At 71.5% G+C, this 17,823-nt stretch carries 18 protein-coding genes and 1 pseudogene; 8 read left to right on the top strand and 11 right to left on the bottom strand.

All coding sequences use genetic code 11. The features are described from left to right. Positions 1–55: 55 nt before the first annotated feature. Together mmsA and AB0E77_RS08460 are read right to left on the bottom strand one after the other, a co-directional pair. Positions 56–1,558 (bottom strand): CoA-acylating methylmalonate-semialdehyde dehydrogenase, encoded by a 1,503-nt coding sequence (gene mmsA, locus AB0E77_RS08465; protein ID WP_361567396.1) that lies wholly within the window; start codon positions 1,556–1,558, stop codon positions 56–58. Positions 1,559–1,748: 190 nt separating this feature from the next. Next, a pseudogene (locus AB0E77_RS08460) lies at positions 1,749–1,838 on the bottom strand (5-deoxy-glucuronate isomerase); the annotation flags it as partial. Positions 1,839–2,203: 365 nt separating this feature from the next. On the opposite strand from AB0E77_RS08460, the gene AB0E77_RS08455 reads away from it, so the two are divergent. Both AB0E77_RS08455 and AB0E77_RS08450 read left to right on the top strand, forming a co-directional pair. Next, positions 2,204–2,395 carry a MerR family transcriptional regulator gene (locus AB0E77_RS08455; RefSeq protein WP_077801771.1) on the top strand — a complete coding sequence of 64 codons (192 nt, stop codon included), beginning with the start codon at positions 2,204–2,206 and terminating at the stop codon, positions 2,393–2,395. Between the two features lie 49 nt (positions 2,396–2,444). Beyond that, positions 2,445–3,029 carry a GNAT family protein gene (locus tag AB0E77_RS08450; RefSeq protein ID WP_361567394.1) on the top strand — a complete coding sequence of 195 codons (585 nt, stop codon included), beginning with the start codon at positions 2,445–2,447 and terminating at the stop codon, positions 3,027–3,029. On the opposite strand, the gene AB0E77_RS08445 is transcribed toward AB0E77_RS08450, so the two are convergent. Next, positions 3,016–4,053 carry a zinc-dependent alcohol dehydrogenase family protein gene (locus AB0E77_RS08445; protein WP_361567391.1) on the bottom strand — a complete coding sequence of 346 codons (1,038 nt, stop codon included), beginning with the start codon at positions 4,051–4,053 and terminating at the stop codon, positions 3,016–3,018. The two genes, AB0E77_RS08450 and AB0E77_RS08445, sit on opposite strands and share 14 nt — an antisense overlap. Before the next feature lie 174 nt (positions 4,054–4,227). Here AB0E77_RS08445 and AB0E77_RS08440 point away from each other — a divergent pair, with 174 nt between their 5' ends. Next, positions 4,228–4,467: a heavy-metal-associated domain-containing protein gene (locus tag AB0E77_RS08440; RefSeq protein ID WP_361567388.1), complete on the top strand. Its 240-nt coding sequence runs from the start codon at positions 4,228–4,230 to the stop codon at positions 4,465–4,467. A gap of 134 nt (positions 4,468–4,601) precedes the next feature. After that, positions 4,602–6,857 carry a heavy metal translocating P-type ATPase gene (locus AB0E77_RS08435; RefSeq protein ID WP_361567385.1) on the top strand — a complete coding sequence of 752 codons (2,256 nt, stop codon included), beginning with the start codon at positions 4,602–4,604 and terminating at the stop codon, positions 6,855–6,857. Here AB0E77_RS08435 and AB0E77_RS08430 read toward each other — a convergent pair. Together AB0E77_RS08430 and AB0E77_RS08425 are read right to left on the bottom strand one after the other, a co-directional pair. Beyond that, entirely contained in the window at positions 6,823–7,389 is a 567-nt protein-coding gene (locus AB0E77_RS08430) for an anthrone oxygenase family protein (RefSeq protein ID WP_361567383.1), read from the bottom strand. The two genes, AB0E77_RS08435 and AB0E77_RS08430, sit on opposite strands and share 35 nt — an antisense overlap. Continuing rightward, entirely contained in the window at positions 7,386–8,228 is an 843-nt protein-coding gene (locus AB0E77_RS08425; RefSeq protein ID WP_361567531.1) for an NAD(P)H-binding protein, read from the bottom strand. Before AB0E77_RS08425 ends, AB0E77_RS08430 begins: the two co-directional genes overlap by 4 nt. Positions 8,229–8,367: 139 nt before the next feature. Between AB0E77_RS08425 and AB0E77_RS08420 the strand changes: the two genes are divergently transcribed. Continuing rightward, on the top strand, positions 8,368–9,366 hold the full coding sequence (locus AB0E77_RS08420) for a LysR substrate-binding domain-containing protein (protein WP_361567380.1): 999 nt from the start codon (positions 8,368–8,370) through the stop codon (positions 9,364–9,366). Between the two features lie 576 nt (positions 9,367–9,942). On the opposite strand, the gene AB0E77_RS08415 is transcribed toward AB0E77_RS08420, so the two are convergent. Together AB0E77_RS08415 and AB0E77_RS08410 are read right to left on the bottom strand one after the other, a co-directional pair. Then, complete coding sequence (locus AB0E77_RS08415; protein WP_361567377.1) at positions 9,943–11,232, bottom strand: citrate synthase; 1,290 nt, start codon at positions 11,230–11,232, stop codon at positions 9,943–9,945. A gap of 243 nt (positions 11,233–11,475) precedes the next feature. Next, positions 11,476–13,731 carry an ATP-dependent RecD-like DNA helicase gene (locus AB0E77_RS08410; RefSeq protein WP_361567374.1) on the bottom strand — a complete coding sequence of 752 codons (2,256 nt, stop codon included), beginning with the start codon at positions 13,729–13,731 and terminating at the stop codon, positions 11,476–11,478. Between the two features lie 68 nt (positions 13,732–13,799). Between AB0E77_RS08410 and AB0E77_RS08405 the strand changes: the two genes are divergently transcribed. Continuing rightward, positions 13,800–14,372: a Uma2 family endonuclease gene (locus AB0E77_RS08405; protein ID WP_361567371.1), complete on the top strand. Its 573-nt coding sequence runs from the start codon at positions 13,800–13,802 to the stop codon at positions 14,370–14,372. 20 nt (positions 14,373–14,392) lie between these two features. On the opposite strand, the gene AB0E77_RS08400 is transcribed toward AB0E77_RS08405, so the two are convergent. The 3 genes from AB0E77_RS08400 to AB0E77_RS08390 are packed head-to-tail and all read right to left on the bottom strand — an operon-like array spanning position 14,393 to position 16,079. Continuing rightward, complete coding sequence (locus tag AB0E77_RS08400) at positions 14,393–14,971, bottom strand: hypothetical protein (RefSeq protein ID WP_361567367.1); 579 nt, start codon at positions 14,969–14,971, stop codon at positions 14,393–14,395. A 43-nt stretch (positions 14,972–15,014) separates the two neighbouring features. Next, a complete protein-coding gene (locus tag AB0E77_RS08395; protein WP_361567364.1) occupies positions 15,015–15,221 on the bottom strand; it encodes a DUF397 domain-containing protein in 207 nt (68 codons plus the stop codon). A gap of 6 nt (positions 15,222–15,227) precedes the next feature. Beyond that, positions 15,228–16,079, bottom strand: a complete 852-nt coding sequence (locus AB0E77_RS08390; protein WP_361567361.1) for a helix-turn-helix transcriptional regulator — start codon at positions 16,077–16,079, stop codon at positions 15,228–15,230. A 221-nt stretch (positions 16,080–16,300) separates the two neighbouring features. On the opposite strand from AB0E77_RS08390, the gene AB0E77_RS08385 reads away from it, so the two are divergent. Beyond that, the gene (locus tag AB0E77_RS08385; RefSeq protein ID WP_361567358.1) at positions 16,301–16,711 is read left to right on the top strand and encodes an ATP-binding protein; all 411 of its coding nucleotides are present in this window, start codon (positions 16,301–16,303) and stop codon (positions 16,709–16,711) included. A 67-nt stretch (positions 16,712–16,778) separates the two neighbouring features. Further along, a complete protein-coding gene (locus AB0E77_RS08380) occupies positions 16,779–16,979 on the top strand; it encodes an SCO3870 family protein (protein ID WP_361567356.1) in 201 nt (66 codons plus the stop codon). Positions 16,980–17,017: 38 nt separating this feature from the next. Here AB0E77_RS08380 and AB0E77_RS08375 read toward each other — a convergent pair whose 3' ends face one another. Beyond that, the gene (locus AB0E77_RS08375; protein ID WP_361567353.1) at positions 17,018–17,635 is read right to left on the bottom strand and encodes a TOPRIM nucleotidyl transferase/hydrolase domain-containing protein; all 618 of its coding nucleotides are present in this window, start codon (positions 17,633–17,635) and stop codon (positions 17,018–17,020) included. Positions 17,636–17,823 lie beyond the last annotated feature (188 nt).

Here is a 17,823-nt window from a genome sequence, read left to right as displayed (position 1 = left end):
GGTGCCCCGTCCCGCACGGTCGGGACGGGGCACCGCGTTCCTGCGGGACCGGGTTTCAGTGGTTGCGGGGGAAGCCCAGGTCCACGCCCGACGGGGCGTCGGCCGGGTCCGGCCAGCGGGTGGTGACGACCTTGCCGCGGGTGTAGAAGTGCGTGCCGTCGTTGCCGTAGATGTGGTGGGCGCCGAAGAGTGAGTCCTTCCAGCCGCCGAAGGAGTGGTAGCCGACGGGGACCGGGATCGGGACGTTCACGCCGACCATGCCGGCCTCGACCTCCAGCTGGAAGCGGCGGGCCGCGCCGCCGTCCCGGGTGAAGATCGCGGTGCCGTTGCCGAAGGGCGAGGCGTTGATGAGGGCCACGCCCTCCTCGTACGTCTCGGCGCGCAGCACGCACAGCACCGGGCCGAAGATCTCGTCCTGGTAGGCCTTCGCGGTGGTCGGCACCCGGTCGAGCAGGGAGAGGCCGATCCAGTGGCCGTCCTCGTGGCCGTCGACGGTGTAGCCGGTGCCGTCGAGGACGACCTCGCAGCCCTCGGCCGCCGCGCCCTCGACGTAGGACGCCACCTTGTCGCGGTGCGCCTTGGTGATCAGCGGGCCCATCTCGGACGTCGGGTCGTCGCCCGGGCCGATCTTGATCTTCTCGGCGCGCTCGCGGATCTTCTCCACCAGTTCGTCGCCAATGGCGCCGACCGCGACGACCGCGGAGATCGCCATGCAGCGCTCGCCCGCCGAGCCGTACGCCGCGCTGACCGCGGCGTCGGCCGCCGCGTCCAGGTCGGCGTCCGGCAGCACCAGCATGTGGTTCTTGGCGCCGCCCAGCGCCTGGACGCGCTTGCCGTTGGCGGAGGCGGTGGTGTGGATGTAGCGGGCGATGGGGGTGGATCCGACGAAGGAGACCGCCTTGACGTCCGGGTGCTCCAGGAGGCGGTCCACGGCCACCTTGTCACCGTGGACGACGTTGAAGACGCCGTCGGGCAGACCCGCCTCGGAGAGCAGCTCGGCGATCTTCACGGCGGCCGACGGGTCCTTCTCGCTCGGCTTGAGCACGAAGGTGTTGCCGCACGCGATGGCGAGCGGGAACATCCACATCGGCACCATCGCCGGGAAGTTGAACGGCGTGATGCCCGCGACGACACCGAGCGGCTGCCGGATGGACGCCACGTCCACGCGGGTGGCGACCTGCGTCGACAGCTCGCCCTTGAGCTGCACGGTGATGCCGCACGCCAGGTCGACGATCTCCAGGCCGCGTGCGACCTCGCCGAGGGCGTCGGAGTGCACCTTCCCGTGCTCGGCCGTGATCAGCTCGGCGATCTCGTCGCGGTGGGCGTCGAGCAACGCGCGGAACTTGAAGAGGATCGAGGTCCGCTGCGCCAGCGAGGACTGACCCCAGGTCAGGTACGCCTCCTTGGCGGCGGCGACCGCGGCGTCCACCTCCTCGACGGAGGCGAAGGCGACCTTCGTGGTGACCTCGCCGGTCGCCGGGTTCGTCACCGGCCCGTACGTGCCCGAGGCGCCTTCGGCGGTCTTGCCGCCGATCCAGTGGTTGACGATGTTCGTCATGACCGAGAACTCCTTCACAGTTGGCGGCGACGGGTCGTAGCGTGCCGTTGGTCCAGCTCACGGGCCGTTTCCGGCGACGATCGGGTCGCGGTCACGGCCACGGGTCCATCTCAGCAGCCGGGCCCCCGGACGCGCGCCCGACACTGTGTCTGCGGTTTGGGTGTCCGAGTGGACACGTGGGGCAGTACGGCGGAACCTCCGGCGCGGAGCCGAGGCGGGCGGGGAGTCGTCGCGCGCCCTTCGCTCCTGCCAGGGCGAAGCGGCCTCCCGCGCCGGAGGCGTTTGGGATCTCCCCCGGTTTCTAGCCCCGCGCACGGAGCCTGTCAATGTTTTGTCCGGACATTCGGACGACATACTCCGGGTGGCGGGGCGCCGGTGCGTGCGACGACGGCCCGCCGCGCCGGAGTCAACCCTCCGCGCCCGGCCTCCGTGCGACCCCTTTGCGGCACTCCTGTCACAAACACCGCTCCCGTGTCACAGGTGTCACGAGCCCGCGGACCTTCCGTCACACCCGGGAACAGGGCCTGACCGGCCGCCGCCGGGCGTCGTTCACCCGGAAAGGCTTGGTGATCGCCAGCGCAGCACCCGGCTCCCCCCGGCGTCCGTCCCCGGTCGCCGCCGCGGTGCGCGCGGGGAGGTGCGTACGTGACCGACCGAAGGCTCTGGTCCTACAAGGACATCGCGGCCCACATCCGGGTGCAGCCGGACACCGTCCGGTCCTACCGCAAGCACGGGCTGCTGCCCCCACCCGACCACGTGGAGGGCGGAAAGCCGTACTGGTACGCGGACACGGTCCGGGCCTGGGTGGCGTCCCGGCCCCGCAACCGTGGGCGCTAGACGGAAAACCGTTCTGTGCCCCACGGCCGCGTGGGGCACAGTGCCGTCCATGGACTTCTCCGAGAAACCCGTGCTCACCGGCGAGAAGACGGTCCTGCGGCCGTTCACCGGGCAGGACGCCGACGTGATGTGGGAGATCATCAACGACCCCGAGGTCGTCCGCTTCACGTTCGAACCGGACAGCGAGCTCACCCGGGAGGGCGTCCGCGACTGGTACGCCTCGCGCGCGGACCGGCCCGACCGCCTCGACCTCGCCGTCACCGACCCCGCCGACGGCGAGGTCCTCGGCGAGGTCGTGCTCCACGAGTGGGACCCGGCGAACCGTTCCTGCACCTTCCGCACGCTGATCGGCCCGCGGGGGCGGGGCCGGGGCGTCGGCACCGAGGCGACCCGGCTGATCGTCGGGCACGGCTTCGAACGGCTCGGGCTGCACCGGGTCCAGCTGGAGCTCTACGGCGACAACCACCGGGCGCTGCGCGTCTACGAGAAGGCCGGTTTCACGGTGGAGGGTGTGCGCCGGGAGGCGGCGTGGCGCGACGGGCGATGGGCGGACGAGGTGATCATGGCCGTCCTGGACCACGAGTGGGCCGCCCACCGCGGACGTCCCGAGGCGGCGGGCGTCACGGCTCGATGACCGTCACTCCCGCGCCGGGCGCCGTCCCCATGGCCTCCAGGGCGGCCGGTACGGCGTCCAGGCCGATGGTGGAGGTCACCAGCAGGTCGGGGCGGAGCACGCCGGTGCGGACCAGCTCCAGCATCGGCGGGTAGGTGTGCGCGGCCATGCCGTGGCTGCCGAGGAGTTCGAGCTCGAGGGCGACGGCGCGGGCCATCGGGACCGGCGTGGTGCCGGCCGGCGAGGGCAGCAGGCCGACCTGGACGTGGCGGCCTCGGCGGCGCAGGCCGTTCACGGACGCCGCGCAGGTGACGGGCGAGCCGAGCGCGTCCAGGGAGAGGTGGGCGCCGCCGCCGGTGAGGTCGCGGACGGCCGCCGCCGTGTCCTCGGTCCGCCCGGCATCCACGCACGCGGCGGCGCCGAACGTCCGCGCCAGCTCCAGCGCCCGGGGCGACACGTCGACGGCGACGACGCGCGCGCCCGAGGCGGCGGCGATCATCACCGCCGACAGACCGACCCCGCCGCAGCCGTGCACGGCGACCCACTCCCCCGCCGCGACCCGGCCCTGCTGGACCACGGCCCGGAACGCGGTGGCGAACCGGCAGCCCAGGGAGGCCGCCGTCGCGTACGACATGTCCTCGGGGACGGCGACGAGGTTGACGTCGGCGTGGTCGAGCGCGACGTACCGGGCGAAGGAGCCCCAGTGGGTGAAGCCCGGCTGGGTCTGCCGTTCGCACACCTGCTGGTCGCCGGCCGCGCAGGCGGCGCAGCTCCCGCAGGCGCAGACGAAGGGCACGGTGACCCGGTCGCCGGGCCGCCAGCCGCTCACCCGGTCGCCGGCCGCCTCGACGACTCCGGCGAGTTCGTGGCCGGGGACGTGCGGCAGCGTGATGCCGGGGTCGTGGCCCTGCCAGCCGTGCCAGTCGCTGCGGCACAGTCCGGTGGCCTCGACGCGGACCACGACTCCGTGCGGCGCGGGCGCGGGATCGGCCACCTCCCGCACCTCGGCGGGCTCCCCGAACCTCTCGAACACCACCGCGCGCATCCGCTGTCCTCACTTCCGTGTACGGCAATCACTCCACCGTGCAGGACGCTGAGCCGTATTCATACCCCCTAGGGGTACAGTGGAGGTGCGTGGTCCACCGCTGGGCCACGGTACTCGCGGATACCCGCCCACGGACGGGTACCCGACCCGCACGGCCCCGACGAGGAGTACGACATGACCGCCCAGACCGACACCCAGGGTTCCGTCACCACCGTCTACAAGGTGAGCGGCATGAGCTGCGGACACTGCGAGGGCGCCGTGTCCGGCGAGATCTCCGAGATCCCCGGCGTCACCTCCGTGCGGGCCGTCGCCGCGAGCGGTGAGGTCACCGTGGTCTCCGAGGCCCCGCTCGACGAGAAGGCGGTGCGCGCGGCCGTGGACGAGGCGGGCTTCGAGCTCGTCGGCGAGGCCTGAGCGCCCCGTCGGCACGGACTGAGCGCCACCCCCTCGCCCGCAGCAGCACCCACAGCCCCGCCGACCGGGCCGCCGCGCCCACGGCTCACGGGCCGGCCGCGGTCCGGCCCGGTCGGCCACCCTGGAGCCCGGACATGACCACCACCGCGGACACCCCGACGGCCGCCGAGCCGGACCTCGCCGAGGTCGAGCTGCTCATCGGCGGGATGACCTGCGCCTCCTGCGCGGCCCGCGTCGAGAAGAAGCTCAACCGCATGGACGGTGTCAGCGCCACGGTGAACTACGCGACGGAGAAGGCCCGGATCACGTATCCGGCGGCCCTCCCCGTCGCCGACCTCGTCGCCACCGTCGTGAAGACCGGCTACACCGCCGAGGAACCCGCGCCGCCGCCGGAGCCCACCGCCGAGGACGCGCCGAGGGACGCCGCGGCGGACGACGACCCCGAGCTGTCCGCCCTGCGGCAGCGCCTGGTCGTCTCCGCCCTCCTCGCCGCCCCCGTCGTCCTGCTCGCCATGGTCCCGGCGCTCCAGTTCGACAACTGGCAGTGGCTCTCGCTGACCCTGGCCGCCCCCGTCGTCGTCTGGGGCGGGCTGCCCTTCCACCGCGCCACCTGGACCAACCTCCGGCACGGCGCGGCCACCATGGACACGCTGGTCTCGCTCGGCACGCTGGCCGCGTTCGGCTGGTCGCTGTGGGCGCTGTTCCTCGGGGACGCGGGCATGCCGGGCATGCGGCACGGCTTCGACCTCACCGTCTCCCGCACCGACGGCGCCTCCGCCATCTATCTGGAGGCCGCCGCCGGAGTCACCGCCTTCCTGCTCCTCGGCCGCTGGCTGGAGGCCCGCTCCAAGCGGCGCGCCGGGGCCGCGCTGCGGGCCCTGATGGAGCTGGGCGCGAAGGACGTGGCCGTCCTGCGCGACGGCCGGGAGGTGCGCGTACCCGTGTCGCGGCTGGCCGTCGGCGACCGGTTCGTCGTGCGGCCCGGCGAGAAGATCGCCACCGACGGCACGGTGACCGAGGGCGGCGGCGCCGTGGACGCCTCGCTGCTGACCGGCGAGTCGGTGCCGGTGGACGTGACCGTCGGCGACACCGTCACCGGCGCCACGGTCAACGCCGGGGGCCGGCTGGTGGTCGAGGCCACCCGGGTCGGGGCCGACACGCAGCTGGCGCGGATGGCGAAGCTGGTGGAGGACGCGCAGAGCGGCAAGGCCGAGGTGCAGCGGCTCGCCGACCGGATCTCCGGCGTCTTCGTGCCCGTCGTGCTGCTGATCGCGGTCGCCACCTTCGGGGGCTGGCTGGGCGCCACCGGGGACACGGTCGCGGCGTTCACGGCGGCCGTCGCGGTCCTGATCATCGCCTGCCCCTGCGCGCTGGGCCTCGCCACGCCGACCGCGCTGCTGGTCGGCACCGGGCGCGGCGCGCAGCTCGGCATCCTGATCAAGGGCCCGGAGGTGCTGGAGTCCACGCGGCGCGTCGACACGGTGGTCCTGGACAAGACCGGCACGGTCACCACGGGCCGTATGACCCTCCACGAGGTGTACGCGGCCGAGGGCACCGACGAGAAGCAGCTGCTGCGGCTGGCGGGCGCGGTCGAGCACGCCTCGGAGCACCCCGTGGCCCGCGCGGTCGCGGCCGGTGCGGAGGAGAGGACCGGCGCGCTGCCGGAGGTGACGGACTTCTCCAACGTCCCCGGGCGCGGCGTACGCGGGCGCGTGGAGGGCCGTGAGGTGGCCGTGGGGCGCCTCTACGACGTTCTGCCGGACGAGGTGGCCCGCGCCGAGGCGGAGGCGGAGAGGGACGGCCGTACGGCCGTCGTGGTCGGCTGGGACGGGGTGGCACGGGGTGTCGTCGCCGTCGCGGACGCCGTGAAGGAGACCAGCGCCGAGGCGGTCGCCGAGCTGCGCCGGCTGGGCCTCGCGCCCGTCCTGCTGACCGGCGACAACCGGCCGGTGGCCGAGTCGGTCGCCCGGTCGGTCGGCATCGACGAGGTGATCGCGGAGGTCATGCCCGAGGGCAAGGTCGACGCGGTCCGCCGGTTGCAGTCCGAGGGCCGCACGGTCGCCATGGTCGGCGACGGCGTGAACGACGCCGCCGCCCTCGCCGCCGCCGACCTGGGCCTGGCGATGGGCACGGGGACGGACGCGGCGATCGAGGCGGGCGACCTGACGCTGGTGCGCGGGGACCTGCGGGTGGCGGCGGACGCGATCCGGCTCTCCCGGCGGACCCTGGCGACGATCAAGGGCAATCTGGTGTGGGCCTTCGGCTACAACGTGGCCGCGCTGCCGCTGGCCGCCGCGGGCCTGCTGAACCCGATGATCGCGGGCGCGGCGATGGCGTTCTCGTCGGTGTTCGTCGTCACGAACAGTCTGCGGCTGCGGACTTTTCGCTGACTCGGGAGGCGGGCGCTGCCGCCCGGTCGGCGGCGGACCGGTCCGCGCCGTACAGGATCAGGGCCCAGGCCAGGCAGGCGAAGGCCGCCGTGTGCAGCAGCGCGCGCACGATGTTCCAGGTGACCCAGGCCGCCTCGAAGCGTTCCCGGACGGCGGCCGGGTCGCCGATGGAGTCCGGGTCGCCGGCCCGTTCCAGCCGGTCGTTGAGCGGGACGTTGACGGCGACGGTCACGGCGAACGCGATCAGGTAGAGCACGAGCGCGGCGACGAGCCAGGGCAGCGCCGGGCGCCCGTGGCCGCGCCGGGCGAGGAACACCGCCAGGGCGATCAGGGGGATCGACCCCATGAACGGGAGCATGAAGACGGGGTTGAGGATCGCCCTGTTGATGCCCTGCATCGTCGCGACGAACGTGTGGTCGGAGGTGTTGCGCAGCCCCGGCATCACGGCGTAGGCGAAGGCGGCGAAGAGCCCCGCCATCAGGCCGGAGGCGATGACGGCGGCGAGGAGGGTGCCGGTCTGGGTGGTTTTCACGAGACGCCCTCGGGGGTCCAGACGCCGGTGGCCGCAGCCTCGGCGAAGTGGCCGGTGATGTCACGGGCCGGCCGGCCGAGGATCTGCCGGACGCCGTCGCCGAGACGGGCGTTGCGGCCGTCGAGGACGTCCGTGAACAGATAGGTCAGCAGGGCGGTGACGTCGGCGGGGACACCGTGCGCGGCGAGTGCGGCGGCGTAGGCCTCCGCGGGGACCGTGACGTAGCCGAGCTCACGGCCGGCCGCGGCTGCGATCGCGGCCGTGGCCTCGGCGAAGGTGAGCAGCCGGGGGCCGGTCAGGTCGTAGGTGCGGCCCGTGTGCCCGCCCTCGGCCAGGACGGTGGCCGCGGCCTCCGCGATGTCGTCCGCGTCGATGAACGGTTCCTCGACGTCCCCGACGGGCAGCGCGAGCTCCCCGTCGAGGAGGGGGCCGAGGAAGTCGCCCTCGCTGAAGTTCTGGGCGAAGAACGAGGCACGCAGGACCGTCCACTGCGCGCCCTGAACCGCGGCCAGCGCCTTCTCGCACGCCTCGGCCTCGGGCTCGCCGCGCCCGGAGAGGAGCACCAGGCGGCGTGCTCCGGTCCGTACCGCGAGTTCGGCGAAGGCGCCGATCGCCTCGGGGGCGCCGGGCACGGCGAGGTCCGGCTGGTAGGAGACGTAGACGGCGTCCGCGCCGGTCAGGGCCGGCTGCCAGGTGGCGGGGTCGTTCCAGTCGAAGGGGATGCCGCTGGACCGTGAGCCGATCCGGACCGTGTGGCCGCGATCGGTCAGCCGGCGCACGACACGGCGTCCGGTCTTCCCGGTCCCGCCCAGGACCAGGGTGAGTGCGGGGGATGTCATGGTGATCGCCTCGGCTTTCGTGTAGGACGCTGCGGTGACCGCGTCGCGCGGTGTGCTCACAGCCTGTTCCACCGGGGGGTCGCCATCAACGGCCGATCCTGCAAGGATCGTTGACCTGTGGTTGACGGTAGGGGGAGCCGTGGAACGACGGGAGATCGAGATCTTTTTGACGGTGGGCGAGGAGCTGCACTTCGGGCGCAGCGCCGAGCGACTGCACGTCTCGGTGGCCCTGGTCAGCAAGACGGTGCAGAAACTGGAGCGGTCGGTCGGCGCGGCTCTCTTCGAGCGGACCAGCAGACGGGTGGCCTTCACCGCGATCGGCCGGCGCCTGTTCGACGATCTGAAGCCCGCGCACCAGGGGATCCTCGACGCCTTCGCGCGGGCGGTGGCCTCGGGCCGGGGCGTGGACGGTGTACTGCGGGTCGGGTTCCTGGGGACGGCCACCGCGGAGTTCGTGCTGCGTGCGGCGGAGCTGTTGCGGACCCGGCATCCGGGGTGCGAGGTGCGGCTGCACGAGAGTCGTTTCACGGACGGGACGGCGCCGCTGCGCGACGACGTGATCGACGTCCTGCTCATCGACAACTTCGCGGCGGCGATGTCGGGGCTCGGGCCCGACCACAGCGCGGGCCCGGTCCTGTTCCGGGAGCCGCCGATGCTCGCCGTCTCGGTGCGGCATCCGCTGGCGCGGCGGGAAGCGGTGGACGTGGCGGAGCTCGCGGGGTACGGGGTGCTGCGGCCCCGGGCGTCCACGCTCCCCGGGCAGACGGCCCGCCGGGTCGCCCCCGAGGGCGGGGAGCAGTTGTTCGCCGCGGGGCGGCCGGGTGAGCCGGGCGGCCGGGGCGCCGGGCGGAGCAGGGAGTTCGGCAGCATCCAGGAGATGTGGGCCCTGGTCGGCGCCGGCCACGGGGTCTACCCCGTCCCGTCCCACGCGAGCGTGTACGACGCCCGCCCGGACGTCGCCTTCGTCCCGGTCGAGGGCGCCCCGGCGTACGAGTGGCGCCTGATCTGGCTCTCCGCGGCGGACAACAGCCGCGTCCGCGCCTTCTCCGAAGCGGCCTGCGACTACGTGGCGGCGCACCCCGATCCACTGATCACGACGGCGCAGGAGACGCGAACCTCACGCAGGTCGACGGCCTGAGCCTCTGGAGTCCGGCACGCACCTCACATAAGCTCTTCACAAGGCTCGCGCATCTTCCTTACGCTGGAGTCTCGTTCGACGTGTCGAGGCTCTTGCGCAGCTAAGGGACATATGCAAGAGACGCAGATCACAGTGACGCGAACGTAACCATCGAAGGGGTTCGAGGGTCTAAGTTGGCGATGTCAGGCAGCGTCTTGGGGGGCGCCACCTGACATCTGGGGATGTCTTGGGGGACTTTCCCAGAGATGCGTTGCCGGGACACGTACACCGGGAAGCTTTGAGCGGCCCTCCCGGGCGTGCGCTGTCCCGGCAGACCGCAGCGGCATGTCCGCAGCACGTTCACAGCGATTCAGGCGCTGTCCTCACAGACGCCCGGCCGGATCCCGTGGGGGGAATCCGCACCGGGACATGGGAAGGCGCCCTGGTCGTCGGCCCGTGGGGGGACCGGCGCCGGGGCGCCTTCTGCTGCCTTCCCCGCCTTCTTCCTCCGCTCCGGGCGATCCCGGACGCGGGAAAGTCCCGTACCGCTCGGGGCGGCACGGGACTTTCCGTGGATGCTGCGGGGGTGCCTGCGGCTCAGCGCTCCTCGACCGGGACGAAGTCGCGCTCGACGACGCCCGTGTAGATCTGGCGCGGGCGGCCGATGCGGGAGCCCGGCTCCTTGATCATCTCGTGCCACTGGGCGATCCAGCCCGGGAGGCGGCCGAGGGCGAACAGGACCGTGAACATCTCGGTCGGGAAGCCCATGGCCCGGTAGATCAGGCCGGTGTAGAAGTCGACGTTCGGGTAGAGGCTGCGCGAGACGAAGTAGTCGTCGGAGAGCGCGTGCTCCTCCAGCTTCAGGGCGATGTCCAGCAGCTCGTCGGACTTGCCGAGGGCCGAGAGGACGTCGTGCGCGGCGGCCTTGATGATCTTGGCGCGCGGGTCGAAGTTCTTGTAGACCCGGTGGCCGAAGCCCATCAGGCGGACGCCGTCCTCCTTGTTCTTCACCTTGCGGATGAAGGAGTCGACGTCGCCGCCGGCGTCGCGGATGCCCTCGAGCATCTCCAGCACCGACTGGTTGGCGCCGCCGTGCAGCGGGCCCCACAGCGCGTTGATGCCGGCGGAGATCGAGGCGAACATGTTCGCCTGCGAGGAGCCGACCAGGCGCACGGTGGACGTCGAACAGTTCTGCTCGTGGTCCGCGTGCAGGATCAGCAGCTTGTCCAGGGCGGCCACGACCGTGGGGTCGAGCTCGTACTCCTGGGCCGGCACCGAGAACGTCATGCGCAGGAAGTTCTCGACGTAGCCGAGGTCGTTGCGCGGGTAGACGAACGGGTGGCCGATCGACTTCTTGTACGCGTACGCCGCGATCGTCGGAAGCTTGGCGAGCAGCCGGATCGTGGAGAGGTTGCGCTGGCGCTCGTCGAACGGGTTGTGGCTGTCCTGGTAGAACGTGGACAGCGCGGAGACGACCGAGGACAGCATGGCCATCGGGTGGGCGTCGCGCGGGAAGCCCTTGTAGAAGTTCTTGACGTCCTCGTGCAGCAGGGTGTGCTGCGTGATCTCGTCCTTGAACGCGGCCAGCTCGTCGACGGTGGGCAGCTCGCCGTTGATCAGCAGGTAGGCGACCTCCACGAAGGAGGAACGCTCCGCGAGCTGCTCGATCGGGTAGCCGCGGTACCGGAGGATGCCCGCCTCGCCGTCCAGGTACGTAATGGCGGATTTGTAGGCGGCGGTGTTGCCGTACCCGCTGTCCAGTGTGACCAGACCGGTCTGGGCGCGGAGCTTCCCGATGTCGAAGCCCTTGTCACCGACGGTGCTGTCGATCACCGGGTAGGTGTACTCGCCGTCGCCGTACCGCAGTACTACAGAGTTGTCGCTCACGTCTTCCCTCACCGACGTAGTGCCTCATCTTCGAGGTGCCCTGACTGTCTCTACCATCCCCCACTTGGCTCAGGAGAGTGCACTCGGGGTCGACCATCGGGCCTATTGGCGGCACTGAGTGCCGCCAACTTGCCCATCCTGCCCCCTGTCCTTCCCGTGCGGAAGTGCTCTGTGACCTTTGCGACTCGTTTGATCGATCATTTTTTTCACAGGGGCCGAGAGGTTTACCGCAAAGCCTGCGCCTCAGGAGCCCGCGAGCCGGAAGTCGAGCGCCGTGCAGCGCCGTCCGGCGGAGACCGTTCGGACCGCCTGCCCGATGGCCTTGCGCGACCCGACGAGGACGACCAGCTTCTTGGCCCGGGTCACCGCCGTGTACAGGAGATTCCGCTGGAGCATCATCCAGGCGCCGGTGGTCACCGGGATCACGACCGCCGGATACTCGCTGCCCTGGGAGCGGTGGATGGTCACCGCGTAGGCGTGGGCCAGTTCGTCCAGTTCGTCGAATTCGTACGGAACCTCCTCGTCCTCGTCCGTCAGGACGGTGAGGCGCTGGTCCACCGGGTCGAGCGAGGTGACCACGCCCACGGTGCCGTTGAAGACGCCGTTCTCGCCCTTCTCGTAATTGTTGCGAATCTGGGTGACCTTGTCGCCGACGCGGAAGACGCGTCCGCCGAAGCGCTTCTCCGGCACGTCGGGGCGGGCCGGGGTGACGGCCTGCTGGAGCAGCCCGTTCAGCGTGCCGGCACCGGCCGGCCCCCGGTGCATGGGGGCGAGGACCTGGACGTCCCGGCGCGGGTCGAGCCCGAACTTGGCGGGGATGCGCCGCGCGGCCACGTCCACCGTGAGCCGGCCCGCCTCCTCCGTGTCGTCCTCGACGAAGAGGAAGAAGTCCTTCATGCCGTCGGTGACGGGGTGCTGTCCGGCGTTGATCCGGTGCGCGTTGGTCACCACGCCGGACTGCTGGGCCTGCCGGAAGACGCGGGTGAGCCGGACGGCGGGGACGGGACTGCCGGGTGCCAGCAGGTCCCTGAGCACCTCCCCCGCCCCCACGCTCGGCAACTGGTCGACGTCCCCGACGAAGAGCAGATGCGCCCCCGGCGGTACGGCCTTCACCAGCTTGTTGGCGAGCAGCAGGTCCAGCATGGACGCCTCGTCGACCACGACGAGGTCGGCGTCGAGGGGCCGGTCGCGGTCGTAGGCGGCGTCACCGCCCGGCTTGAGCTCCAGCAGCCGGTGCACGGTCGACGCCTCGGCGCCGGTCAGCTCGGCGAGACGCTTGGCGGCACGGCCGGTGGGCGCGGCGAGCACGACCTTGGCCTTCCTGGCCCGGGCCAGCTCCACGATCGACCGGACGGTGAAGGACTTGCCGCAGCCGGGTCCGCCGGTGAGGACGGCGACCTTCTCCGTCAGCGCCAGCTTGACGGCGGCCTCCTGCTCGGGGGCGAGGTCGGCGCCGGTACGGCCCTTGAGCCAGCCGAGCGCCTTGTCCCAGGCGACGTCCTGGAAGCCGGGCATCCGGTCCTCGTCCGTACGCAGAAGACGCCGGAGCTGTCCGGCGAGGGCCAGCTCGGCGCGGTGGAAGGGCACGAGATACACGGCGGTGACGGGCTCGCCGCCCTCCGGGTCGGGCACCTTCTCGCGGACGACGCCGGGGTCCTCACCGTCCTCCTCCGGCTCGGCGGCCAGCTCGCCGAGGCACTCGATGACGAGCCCGGTGTCGACCTGGAGCAGCTTGACCGCGTCGGCGATCAGCTTCTCCTCGGGGAGATAGCAGTGCCCCTGGTCGGTGGCCTGCGACAGCGCGTACTGCAACCCCGCCTTGACCCGGTCCGGGCTGTCGTGCGGGATGCCGACGGACTGGGCGATCTTGTCGGCGGTGAGGAAGCCGATGCCCCAGACGTCGGCGGCGAGACGGTAGGGCTGGTTCTTCACGACGGAGATGGAGGCGTCGCCGTACTTCTTGTAGATCCGTACCGCGATCGACGTGGACACCTCGACGGTCTGGAGGAAGAGCATGACCTCCTTGATCGCCTTCTGCTCCTCCCAGGCGTCGGCGATCTTCTTCGTCCGCTTCGGCCCGAGGCCGGGCACCTCGATGAGCCGCTTGGGCTCCTCCTCGATCACGGTGAGGGTGTCGATGCCGAAGTGCTGGGTGATGCGGTCGGCGAAGACCGGCCCGATGCCCTTGACCAGACCCGAGCCGAGGTAACGCCGGATGCCCTGGACGGTGGCGGGCAGGACGGTCGTGTAGTTCTCCACGTGGAACTGCTTGCCGTACTGGGGATGCGACCCCCAGCGGCCCTCCATCCGCAGCGACTCCCCGACCTGCGCACCGAGCAGCGCGCCGACGACGGTCAGCAGATCACCGGCGCCTCTGCCGGTGTCGACGCGGGCGACGGTGTACCCGTTCTCCTCGTTGGCGTACGTGATGCGTTCCAGGACGCCTTCGAGCACGGCGAGCCGGCGTTCGCCGGGGGGCGTGGAGGGCTGGTTGGGCATGGGGTCGACGGTACCGGTGGGGTGTGACAGGGGGAGGCGGGGAGGAGGCTTCTCAGTACCCTTGGGGCATGGACTACGCGAAGATGCGCGCCATCGCCGCAGACCTCGGGGCATATGCGGAGCAGCTCGAAGGGGCCTGGAGCGTCGAGATCGGGCCGTCGGGCCCGATCCTTGCCATGATGTGCCCGTCCAAGCGTCATGAGGGCACGGTCCGCCGAATCTGCAAGCAGTTGGACGCGCAGCTTCTCAGCACTCATCCCGGCTACATCTGCGCGAACGGCCCCGAGATCGAGCACCCGGCGATCGGCCGCATGCGTCGCCCCGACGCCGTGGTCATCCCTGAGGCCACCCTCGACGAGGAAGGCCTCGCCGTCGACGCGACGCAGGTCCTGGCCGCCGTCGAGATCGTCTCACCGTCCAACCCGAGCAACGACTACGACGAGAAGCTGGCCGACTACCCGGCCATGGGCATCCCGCACTACATGATCGTCGACCCGCGCACCGGCACGATCCAGGTGCACTCGGACCCCTGCAAGGGCTGCTACGCCCGCATGGAGCCGTACATCTTCGGCGACACGGTGGTGTTCGGGCCGTGGACGGTGCAGACGTCGGAGTTCCGCCGGTACGGGAAGGACGGCTGAGCGTCGGGCGGACGCCCTGGTCAGGTCCGTAGTCGCTCGAGCTCTTCGGCTCGGCGGAGGTCCTTCGGGCGGCCGAGGGCCCGCCGCATGCGGACCAGGTCGTCCAGTGCGGCGTAGCGGATAGCGAAGCCCGCCGGGTCGTACGTGGTCTCCGCGCCGGTCAGGCAGGGGGTGACGTCCATGTCGCCCCACGCAAGTGCGGGGGTGCACAGGTCTCCCTCGGCACCGGTGACCCGGTACCCGACCTGCTCCCGCCGCAGGTCGGGCAGATCTTTGCAGCCGCACCGGGCGAGGGCGTCGCGCAGGGCGTCCGCCTCGTGCGGGGTGCCGTCCCAGAGGAGGTCGAGGTCGCCGGTCAGCTCGGCGGAGCCGTGCAGGATGCCGGCGACCTGGCCTATGACCACGGCCCGCGAACCGGCCTCGTGCAGCACCCGGAGGAAGGGGAACGGGTCGAAACCGAGCGCCCCGTCCGTGGCGAAGGTGCCCAGCACGTCGTCGGCGTCGTCCGGGTGACGCCCGAGGGGAGCCCGCTCCCGCGTCGCCTCTTCGGTGCGGGCGATGGCCTGCCGTAGGCGCAGGGCTGCGTCCGTGCGGCTCATGCGCCGGGGGCGCCGTCAGCTCCGTCGGCGCCGGGGGGCGTCTTCAACGCCCTCCGTCGGCGCCGGGGGGCGTCTTCAACGCCTCGACGAAGGACGCGAAGGCCTCCGGCGGGAAGGTGAGGGTGGCTCGGGCCGGGGCCTTGCTGTCCCGGACGGCGACAGCGTGGGCGCGGGTCGCGATCTCGACGCAGTTGTTTCCGTCGCCGCCGCCGGAGTAAGAGGACTTGCGCCAGTTGTCAGGGGTGGTCACAGAGCCTCACAGTTCCTTGGCCAGTCTCTGGATGAAGTCACGCGACCGACTGCGGTCGAGCGACACGTCCTTCACTCTACGGAAGACCGTTCGAAGGACTCCGAGTTGGGCCTCGGAGTCGATGAAGCCGGTCCCATGAGGCGCATCGCGAACGGCTGTGTCCAGTTTTGGCACGCTTCCGCCGGCCAGCATCAAAGGACTCCAGGTCCCACCGAAGCCATCCAGGTCGAAGGGGATGACGCGCACGGTGATGTGGTCGGCCTCGGAGAGTTCCAGTACACGCGCCAGCTGTGCCCGCGCGATGGCACGATCCCCCACCCTGATACGCAGCGCCGCTTCGTGGATGACGGCCTCGTACGGTGCAGGCGTTGGACCGTCGAGGACCGCCTTGCGTTGCATCCGGTGCCGGACCCGTAGCTCCAACTCCGAGTGAGGCAGCTCGGGGACTCGGGAGGAGAAGGCAGCGCGAGAGTACTCCTCGGTCTGGAGCAGGCCGGGGATGAACAGGAACTCAAGGTCACGCCGGTATGTGGAGTAGTGCTCCAACTCCGCGAGATCCAAAAACGGTGTAGGCAGTGAGCCTCGGTACTCCTCCCACCACCCACGCGCCCGGTCGGTCGCCATAGCCACGAGGGCATCAATGAAAGCCTCGTCCGTGCACGAGTAATGAGCCGCGAGGCGACGCAGCCGCTCCTCACTCACCCCCGCGAGCCCCGACTCGATGTGACTGATCTGTACTCGATTCGTCCCGAGCAGCGTTGCTGCCTCGACAGCGGACAGCCCTGCCGCGTCGCGAAGCCTTCGCAGTTCGATCGCCAACCGCAACTGGCGGGCAGTGGGCTCGCGCCTCAAGACCATCGACGGCTCCTCGGCTCAACGTGCCTGTCGGGGTGTCTCGTTCGGGTCCAGGTTAGGCGATCCACTTGCTCCGTATGACATGTTAGCCCTACCGTCAGTGACGCGACGCACACAGTGCGGCACCGGCCCGCCGGAAGCGCACCGCTCCGTCCTGCCATGACGGCTGCGGCAATGACACCGGGGCCGTACTGGACACCCCACCCCACACGACGGAGTTCCGCATGCCCGAAGACGAGCCCTGGGAGTACTCCCTGTACATCCCCAACGACCTCCGTGCCGTCACCGTCAGCCGCCGTACCCTCCGCCTGATCCTCACCATGCACGGGCTCATCCGCCTCGTCGACGTCGCCGAACTCCTCGCGACGGAGCTGGTCTCCAACGCCGTACGGCACACCAAGGGCCCCGCCGCGCTGCGCGTGCGCTGGGCGCCGCCGGGGACCTTGCGGATCGGGGCGTGGGACGCCGACCCGGAACCGCCGCTGCCGCCACGGCCGTTCGACGCCGAGGCCGGGCAGGAGGAAGGGCGGGGCCTGGCCCTGGTGCGGGCCTGCGCCGACGTATGGGGCTGGCATCCGCTGGCGCGGCACGGCAACCGGGGCAAGTACGTGTGGTGCGAGCTGGCGGCGGCCTGATGCACCGACTCGCCGTACGGGTAGCCTCGTTGGGGACTCACTGTCTCGCCGTCTGGAGGAAGTACCCATGACGAAGGGCCCGTTCGTCGCCATGGCCGCCGCCACCGCCGCCCTGGGGGCGGCGCTCGGTGCGTTCGCCGTCCAGTTGGACGCCCTTGGCCATGGCCAGTACGTCGACTCCGTGGCGACCTTCAGCGTCCTGATGTTCGTCACCTCGGCCCTGGTCGTGGTGACCTGGGTGCGCGACGGCCGGCCGCAGTCGAACTGACCGCGCGTACCGCGCGTGTCCGACCGTCGGCGGTGGCGTCAGAGATGCGCCAGCAGTCCCGCGAGCGGGGCCGGGGTGCGGTCGGGGGCGAGGGCCTCGACCAGGACGCGGCCGTAGTGGATCTTGCGGCCCTTCTTCGTGCCGAGGAAGCGGCGCAGTCGCTGCTCCGCAGTGCGGTCGCGCTGGGCGGGCTGCCGGAGGAAGGTCCGCAGGGGCCGCAGGTCGCCCTCCGCCTCGACCAGTTCCGTCACCCGGGTCTCGCCCAGCGCACGGATCAGTTCGTCCTCCAGGTCGGCCGCGCAGACGAAGAGGCCCTGCGGTGCCGCGTCCGCCCGGTCCAGGGCACGGACGTAGTAGCCCTGCTCCCGCTCGTCGCACAGGCCCGTGATGCGGAGGTCCAGACCGGCCGGGCCGAGGACGCGGGCGAAGCGGCCGACGTTCATCGCGCCGCCCATCGGGAGGACGCAGATCCCCTCCGCCGCCAGGTCCCGGCCCGCGCGCTCGGCCAGCGCCTCGACCGCCGCCGCGTCGCTCAGGCCCTCCAGCAGGACGGCCGTCCGGACGTTCAGGCCGTCGGCCAGCTCGCGTGCGGGGGCACCGGGTCCGCCCGCCGCCCACGCGGTGACCGCGTCCCGGAACGCCCTCATCTCCACCATGGGCCGAGTCTCCGTCGTCCGGGACCGTCGCGGTAGCGATTTTCACGGGCCGGGGGCGGTGGTGGTGCCTTGGAGCCCGTTTCCCGTGGCCGTGGGCTCCCTCTCCCGCAGGCTTCCGGCCGAGGCCGCCGTCCGCCACGGCACCCCCACCCCGGTCACGATTGGGTTTCGGCCACCCCCCACCCCCT

The sequence above is a fragment of the Streptomyces sp. NPDC032940 genome (assembly GCF_040636935.1).
In the GTDB taxonomy this organism is placed as follows: Bacteria; Actinomycetota; Actinomycetes; order Streptomycetales; family Streptomycetaceae; genus Streptomyces.
The sequence above is the reverse complement of the archived record's forward strand: the minus strand, read 5'-3'. Positions and strand labels throughout refer to the sequence as shown.